Source organism: Micromonospora sp. M42 (assembly GCF_000568915.1).
GTDB lineage: Bacteria > Actinomycetota > Actinomycetes > Mycobacteriales > Micromonosporaceae > Micromonospora > Micromonospora chalcea.
Window position 1 is genome coordinate 4,692,998 of sequence record NZ_KK037233.1, and the last position, 7,753, is coordinate 4,700,750.

The window sequence follows — 7,753 nt, forward strand, 5'->3', positions numbered from 1 at the left end:
CCGCCGCCGCCGTCGCGGCGGCCTCGGCCCGGCGGTGCAGCGCGGCGGCCCGGCCGGCGCGCGCCTTCGGAGTCGCCACCGCGTCCACCTCTCTTCCCGAGGCCGACATGTCCTCCCCGAGGTGTGACGGTAACCCAGCCGGGGGCCGTCCACCGGGATGTCGGTCGGCGCGGTGAGCTGGTCGGCGGTGAGCAGCCTCACCCCGCCGCCGGGCGGCCTCCGCCCGGCGGTTCGCCACGATCCGCCGGTTCCAGGCATTGGGTACGCGACGCGCAGCCGATAGCCTCAGGAGGTGGAATCAGTGCAGCCCCCCGCCGGTTCCCAGGTGTCCCGAGTACCGGCGCAGCGGACCCCGCCGGAGCAGTTGGCGCCTCCCGCGCCCGCTCCCGCGCCGGTACGCCCCAAGCGGTCGCTGCGGACGGTCGTCGGCGTCGTCGCGGGGGTGCTGGCGCTGCTGTGCACGGGTGGAGCGGTGGCCGGATTCGTGCTGTACGACCGCGCGACAGCCCCGGACCAAGGCTCTCCCGAGGTTGTCGTCGCGAGCTACATCCAGTACTTGGTCGACCAACGCAATGACGTGAAGGCCTCGGAGTTCGAGTGCCGAAACGACACCGACCTTGACGATCTGCGATCACTCCGCGATGACCTCGTCGCACGGGAGCAGCGGTTCAACACGACGATCTCTGTCAGCTGGGAGAACCTCAGCGTTGAGCAGACGGGGGACAAGGCTCAGGTGCGGGTGGACCTGGTGATCTCAGCGGTTGTGGATGAGATCCGCCAAAGCGATCGCCAGACTTGGGTTTTCGAGACAAGGCGCCAAGGCGGCTGGGGCGTGTGCTCAGCGCAACGCGGTGCCTGATCCAGCTACTCCAGCCAGAGCACGTGCACCGGTATCTCCAACGTGGTCGGTGCCTGACCGCGCCAGGCCCACCGGTACCACTCCAGTTCCGGCGTGACCCGCACGCAGATGTCGCCGTCCGCCCCGGAGTAGGTCTCGGTGACGGCGCGCAGGTCACGCCGTTCCACACCGTTGTCCACGTGCACCACGCGCCGGCCGGTCACCGCGTCGGCCTCGAACACCGGGGTGGGCGGCCGGCGGTTCGGGGCGTCCAGCGAGACCAGCCGGATTCCCGAGGGGGCTGGTGAGGTCGGCGGGGGTCGCTCGCCGATCGTCTCCACCCAGACCCGTTCCACGGGCACCAGCGGGGCGAACACCTCCACCTGCTCGGATTCGGCCCGGTACCACTCGTGCTCGGGGATGACCGGCACGTAGGTGCGGCTGCCCTGCACCACGCGCTCGTCAGCCCGCAGGTCCCCGCGCCAGCCGAGGCCGGGAAGGCCGACGAGTACCCGCCGGCCGCGCAGCTCGGTTCCGCTCGTGGCGGGCACCGTCTCGACCGGCCGGGGCGGCAGCGGTGCCCAGTCCGGCCGGTCGGCGAACGGGTCGGGCAGGGGGTTGCTCATCCGCCCGGCCTCACTCGGTCTCGCCGAGGGGCGCGCCCCGCTTGCGCATGAAGGGCACCGGGTTGTCCGCGCCGTTGCTGGACCGGTCGCCGTTCCTGTGCACCTCGAAGTGCAGGTGCGGGCCGGACGAGTTGCCGCTGCTGCCGGAGAGCCCGATGACCTCGCCCGCCGCGACCGACTGACCCGGCACCACCCGGGGACGCTCGACCATGTGGCAGTAGCGGGTGATGAACCCGCCGGCGTGCAGGATGTCCACGAACCATCCGCATCCGCCCTTGTTCGGCCAGCCGTCCCGGTCGCAGTCCTTCCGCCCGGCGCTGTCGGGATCGCAACGGGCCACCAGCACCCGGCCCGCCGAGGCGGCGTGGATCGGCGTGCCCTTCGAGGCAGCCAGGTCCACGCCGTGGTGGCTGGGACGGGCGGTGGTCCGGAAGCCGGAGACCACGCCGCCGGGCAGCGGCGCGGTCCAGCCGGAGGCGGCGATCCGGTCTCCGGCCGCCGCGTCGCACACGGCCTTGCCGGCGATCTCCACGGTCCGGGCGGCGCCGCCGGCCAGCGCGTCGACGATGCGTCCGGCCAGTTCCTCGTGTTTGGCGTAGGCATCGGGGTAGGCGCTCACCTGGACCCGCTGGGCCACGACGGTCAGCGGGCGCTGCTGCCAGTTCGGCACCTTCACCATCTTCTGGTAGAACTTCCGGGCCGTGTACGAGGGCGTCATCCGCTGCTCGACGCTGCCCCACCCGGGCCGCTGCTGGAACAGGCCGAGCGAGTCGTGGTCGGCGCCGACCCCTTCGTGCGGCAGCGCCAGCGACGCCGGGACCGTGCTGTTCGCTAGGTTGCGCAGCGCTGATTCCTGCATAGCGGTGGCCAGCGCGATCACCCAGCCGCGGGCGGGGACCTTCATGTCCTGGCCGACCTTGATGATGACCGCTGCGTTGCGCAGCTGACGCTCGCCGTACTCGGCGAAGCGCGGCATGTCCCCGGTCAGGTTCACCTGGTAGGCCGGGTCGCAGCTCAGGGCGGCGAGCTTCGGGTCGTCCCCGTCGCCGCCGAGTTCGGTGAGGAAGAAGGCGCCGGCGCCGCCGACGCAGCAGAGCAGGGCGAGTGCCGCCGTGACAGCGGTGGCGAGCACGCCGACCCGCAACTTCCGGCGGACCTGTCCGGCGACGGCCGGGCCGGCGGTCACGACCGCTCCCAGTCGACGGCGTCCACCAGCCAGGGGCCGTCCGGTGCGACGAGTTCGAGCCGGAGCGTGCCGTTGTCCAGCGGAACGAGCGCCTCCACGAACGACTCGGTGCGGGGCCGGAGGGAAGGTGCGCCTGTCGTCTTCCGCGCCGGCACGGTCTCCGGGTCGGCGTCTGTCATCTTCTCCGCCAGCGCGGGGGTGGAGAGCGGCCGGAGCCGGGCCTGCCAGGCGTCGCCGGTGCTGCCCGGGCCGCTCAGCCACGCGTTGGTGAACCGCCCGGCGACCTGCTCCGGCGTGTCCTCGCCCGGCCGGGTCTTCGGGGCGACAGCGGTCGGCGGGCTGGCCAGCACGCCGTCGTCACCGGCCTCCGGGTCCGCGGTGCTGATCGGCTGGCTAGGCCGGCTGGTCAGGCCGAGCCCCGAATCGCCGGGCCCGCCGACCAGGCGGGCCGCGCCGATCACACCGAAGACCAGCACGGCGATCACCAGGGCGACGCCGAGCCTCGACCGGAGTACCCGGGTGAAGAGGAACTCCAGCGCGCGCCGCACCGGACTCACCGGGCCTCGGAGCGGATGCGCGGCGCCGGCCGGGCCGGGGATGTGCCGCGGCCCGCGGAGTCCGGCCGGTAGACGGCGTAGGAGGGCGCCTCCTCCGGCACGTCCGGCTCGGTCCAGGTCGACGGCGCGCGCCGGGGGCGGGGCGTGCTACCGGGACTCTCGCCCGGCCGCCCGCTCGCGGGCGCCCCCTCCGTCCGTTCCCGTCCGTCCGGCCGCTCCCGTTCGGCCGGTGTGGCGCTGTGCGCCGGATCCTCGTGGCGGGCCTCCGGCCGGAGGCTGCGCTGATCGGCGGTGACGGTACGGCGTCTGCCGATGGTCGGCTCGTTGGTGCCGCCGGGCTCGGCCACGTCCAGCCGGGCGGCGATCCGCATGTCCCGGAAGAACCGGCGGTGCCAGGAACCGGCCGAGCTGACGGCCTCGCTGCTGTCCTTGCCGCCGAGCTGGGTGATGCGGCGGTACGGCCGCAGCAGCAGCCAGCCGACCACGCCGCAGAGCCAGACCAGGACCACCTGGAGCCAGCCGGGCAGCGTGGCGGTGTTCATGATCAGGTCGACGGCGAAGAGGTAGATGGCCGCGCCGGTGCCGAAGATGGCGATGTTGAAGACGGCGGCGACCACCGCGTTCGCCAGCCGCCGGAGGCCGGCGCTGGCCGGGCGCATCAGGCCGACCGTGCCGAGGATCGGCGCGGCGATCACCGCCCAGCGGAAGATCAGGAAGCCGAGCAGCACCAGTAGCGACGCGGTGAGGTCGAACATGGCGAACAGCACCGAGGCCAGCACCGCGATGAACCCGGCACCGATTCGATCCATGTCCCGCGTGCCCTGGAGGTACTCGTACGCCTCGGGGTCCTCGGTCTTGATCTGCTCGGCGACCTTGGCCCACTGCTGCTGCTTGGCCTTGATGACGACGTCGCGAGTGGCGGGCTTGGACCGGATAGCCTCCGCCTCGCCCCATGTCAGTGACTTGGCGTCGTACAGGGCCGGGCCGTACTTCTTCGCGGTCTCGCTGTCCGCCGAGCCGAGCACACCGCGCAGCCAGTTCCGGTAGAGCATTGTCTCGGTCGCCGTGTCGCTGGCGCGCACGGCGGGTGGTCGCTTGTCGACGCAGGCGCTCGGGTTCGGCAGCGCGCACTTGTCCGGCGGAACGGTCTTGGAGGAGGGGCCGACCGCGTCGTGCACCACGCCCAGTGTGGTGATCAGCGTGCTGTCGGCGATGTTCGCGGACTTGACCGGCCAGGCGGCCAGCGCGGTCACCGCCACCATCACCAGCAGCGCCCAGCCCGCAGTGGTCATCGCGTTGCTCATGTCCGACTGGCGGGACCGCCAGAGCAGGTAGAGGCCGACCACGCAGACCGTGATGATGCCGAAGACGCTGAACACCTTCTGGTAGACGGCCTTCGTGGCCTGCTCCACCAGCGGGTCGGCCCAGCTCCACATGGTGCGCGGATCCCACGCGCGCTCCCGCAGCGCGTTGGACGCGCCGATCACCGCGTTGGCGAACATGAACTCGCCGTTGGCGACCATCGTGGTGAAGCGGTAGTCCGGATGCAGCACCGAGGAGGCGCAGCCCCCGTCGACGTCGTACGTGTTGTAGCTGTAGCCGGCGTAGCCGTAGTCGCTGTAGAGGCCCTTCGGGCCGGGCTCCTTCGCCGAGTCGGGCCGGGACGCGAACCAGCCGGCCAGGCCCGAGTCCGGCGCGGCGGGCACCGGCGCGTTGCGGCACTCGACCTGGTCCTCGCTGACCGCCTTGAGGCGGCCGACGCAGGCGCGGAAGTCGGCCTGCCACTCCTTGGTGCTGCACAACTCGGCCCGCGCCTGGGTGACCGGCGCGGCGGCGTACGCGGGTGTGGCCGCACCGATCACCGGCCAGGAGATCGTGGCCCCGGCGAGTACGCCGAGCGCGAGGAGGAGCGCCGCGATCCGTGCCCTCGCCATGTCACGCCTCCAGGTCAGCCAGGACGGTCGGCAGTATCCCGGCGGCCTGGGCGACCGCGGCGGGGGTGGTGTCCAGGTGCTCCAGCAGCCCGTCGACGTACGACACGTCGACCCGGACCTTCTGCACGCGACCGTCGACGTCGCGCATGACGAACTCGCGGAAGCCGAGCCGGTTGGCCGATCCGCTGTCCGCCTGGGAGAGCGAGGCGAGTGTGGCCTCGTAACCGTCGTCGACGGGCACCCGCAGCAGGCGCAGCGCCTCGGAGGCGATCTCGCTGTCCTCGGCGATCCGGCCGACGAAGACGGTGGAGACGAGGTTCTGCACGTCGAGGCCGAGGATGTCCTTCGGGTTCTGCGAGGCGACGAGCGCGGCGAGGTTCCACTTGCGGGAGTCGCGGGCGAGCCGGACCAGGAACGACCGGCCGGAGCGCCAGCCCTCCATGAAGTGGGCCTCGTCGAGGCCGACCAGTTTCCGGGAGGACATCGACCCGCCGTAGCAGCGGCGTACGGCCAGCCGGTGCGCGGTGTGCAGCATCGGCAGCGCGAGCGCCTCCTCGGCCGACCAGTACTCCCGTTCGATCTTGAGGTCGGGGAGCCGCAGGCCGGCCATGGTGATGACGGTGAGCGCGGCGTCGGCGCCGAGCAGCCCTTCCGGCGGCCGGCCGAAGAAGAGCATGGCCAGCGGCATCTCGGCGGTGTCGAGCAGCAGGTGGGCCAGCTCGCGCCCGGCGTCGTCGTCGAGCCCTTGCAGGCAGGCCACCACGTCGTCGAGCGTGGAGGTCTCCTCGGCGGGAACCTGGCGTACGGCGTGCCGGAACAGCGTGGCGGTGGACGCCTCCCGGGCCACCTGCGGCGGCACCAGCATCATGCAGATGTCCTGCACGAGCATTCGGCGCTCGGCGCGGGCGTTCGACACGGCGATCTCGAACTCGCGGTCACCGGCCGCCCCGGCGCCGAACTCGGTGCGCAGCGGCGTCGGGATCAGCGCGTACGGCGCCAGCGTGCCCTGCTCCGAGCCGGTCAGGTTGAGCACCCGGGAGTACGGGGCGAGTTCGGGCATGGCGCAGAGCCGGGCCAGCGGGCCGGACGGGTCGAGCAGCGTCACCTGCGCGCCACGGCGCGCTGCCAGGTAGCCGAGCGCGCCGAGCAGCGTCGACTTGCCACCACCGGGTTCGGCGACGAAGACGGCGAGGCCGGAGCGTTCGCGTACCTCCATCGGGAAGTGCAGGTCGAGGAAGACCGGACGGCGGCAGGTGCCGGCGGTACGCCCGATCAGGTCGCCGCGCCGGTCGCCGACTGTGGACGCTGCCTGCGGCAGCGCGGCGGCGAGCAGGTTGACCGGCATCCGCCGGACGTAGCCGGTGTTGGCGATCGGCTCGCCGGGGATGAACTCGCGGGCCAGCCAGTCCTGGTTCTTCGGGTGCTGGAGCGAGATCCGCAGCTCACGGGAGTAGAGCTGGATGAGCCGCCGGGCCCGCTCCAGGCACTCCTCCCGGGTACGGCCGCCGACGGCGATGCGGTGCCAGCCGTGTGCCCGGGCCGAGTCGACGGGCAGGCCGGTGGTCATCTCGTCGCCGATCACCAGCGCGCGCTTGGCCAGGCGTTCCAGCTCGGGCGGCGCGTCGATGCCGTGCTCGGCGTAGTCGAGCTGCTGGGAGCGGATCATCCGCAGCCGGTGTTCGAGGTTCCGGAACGAGTCGTTGGGGCCGAGGATGTCGACCCGGGTGGACAGCTCCATCGGCCAGGGCAGCCGCTCGTGGAAGTGCAGCCAGGGCTCGTGCCGCTCGGGGATCTCCAGCGGCTCCATCCGGCCGACCGCGAGCACCGCGACGTGGCGTTCCTCGCCGGTCATCCGGTTGACCAGCTTCACCGTCGAGCCGTACGGGGTGCGGTAGCGCTCCACCTGCTCGGTGAGGGCCAGCAGGTCGCCGCGTTCCCACCGGCCGTTGGTGATCGGGGACAGGACGCCGGGCGGCGCCATGCACAGCGCCACCGACCGGTAGAGCAGCCATTCCAGTTCGGGCGCGGTGACCCGCCGCCCGCGCATGCCGAACGCGCCGAGGACCTCGTCGAACTGCTCGACGGTACGGCTCAGCCGGCGCCGCTCGCCGTCGGCGGTGCCCCGGCCGAACGTGCGGAGCAGACGTTCGGTGAGCGAGTCGCCGAGCGACCGGCGGGCGAACGTGACGCCGAGGTAGGTCTGGCCCTCGGCGTGGTTGACCGCCATCAGGTGCCGCTGGGCGGCGACCAGGTGGTCGGCCCAGCCGGTGGTGCCCGGTACGTCGGGCAGCGGGGCGGCGGTGTGCGCGTCGATGGTGCGGGCCCACTCGTCGGCCGGGAAGGGCCGGGTGGTGCGGCGCAGGTGCAGCCGGAATCCGGCGAGTCCGGCGTACTGCTCGGAGATCGCCGAGAGCAGTGCCTCGCGTTCGGCGTCGGGCCGGAACGCCCACCGCACCTCGGGCAGCCAGTACCAGGCGGTGACGGTGTTGGGGGTGAAGGTGAGGTGGCCGGCGATCTCGGTGATGGCCAGCTCGACCGACGGGTCCCGGTCACCGAACTTGATCTTCGGGGCGCGGACCCGGACCGGCTTGGTCGGCCGGTTGCGGCGTTCC

Annotated in this window: 6 protein-coding genes; 1 reads left to right on the forward strand and 5 read right to left on the reverse strand. The window is 72.5% G+C overall.

Going from position 1 to position 7,753, the window contains the following annotated elements; translation table 11 throughout:
- Window positions 1-301: 301 nt before the first annotated feature.
- Window positions 302-859, forward strand: a complete 558-nt coding sequence (locus MCBG_RS21580) for a hypothetical protein (protein ID WP_043327889.1) — start codon at window positions 302-304, stop codon at window positions 857-859.
- Between the two features lie 5 nt (window positions 860-864).
- Here MCBG_RS21580 and MCBG_RS21585 read toward each other — a convergent pair whose 3' ends face one another.
- The 5 genes from MCBG_RS21585 to MCBG_RS21605 all read right to left on the reverse strand — a co-directional run.
- Window positions 865-1,464 carry a hypothetical protein gene (locus tag MCBG_RS21585; RefSeq protein WP_043327890.1) on the reverse strand — a complete coding sequence of 200 codons (600 nt, stop codon included), beginning with the start codon at window positions 1,462-1,464 and terminating at the stop codon, window positions 865-867.
- A gap of 10 nt (window positions 1,465-1,474) precedes the next feature.
- Complete coding sequence (locus MCBG_RS21590) at window positions 1,475-2,650, reverse strand: M23 family metallopeptidase (RefSeq protein ID WP_043327891.1); 1,176 nt, start codon at window positions 2,648-2,650, stop codon at window positions 1,475-1,477.
- The gene (locus tag MCBG_RS21595) at window positions 2,647-3,207 is read right to left on the reverse strand and encodes a hypothetical protein (RefSeq protein WP_043327892.1); all 561 of its coding nucleotides are present in this window, start codon (window positions 3,205-3,207) and stop codon (window positions 2,647-2,649) included. Before MCBG_RS21595 ends, MCBG_RS21590 begins: the two co-directional genes overlap by 4 nt.
- A complete protein-coding gene (locus tag MCBG_RS21600) occupies window positions 3,204-5,141 on the reverse strand; it encodes a hypothetical protein (protein WP_043327893.1) in 1,938 nt (645 codons plus the stop codon). The genes MCBG_RS21595 and MCBG_RS21600 overlap by 4 nt, the downstream gene beginning before the upstream one ends.
- Before the next feature lies 1 nt (window position 5,142).
- Window positions 5,143-7,753 (reverse strand): ATP-binding protein (locus MCBG_RS21605; RefSeq protein WP_084789588.1); only part of this gene is annotated, 2,611 nt, incomplete at its 5' end.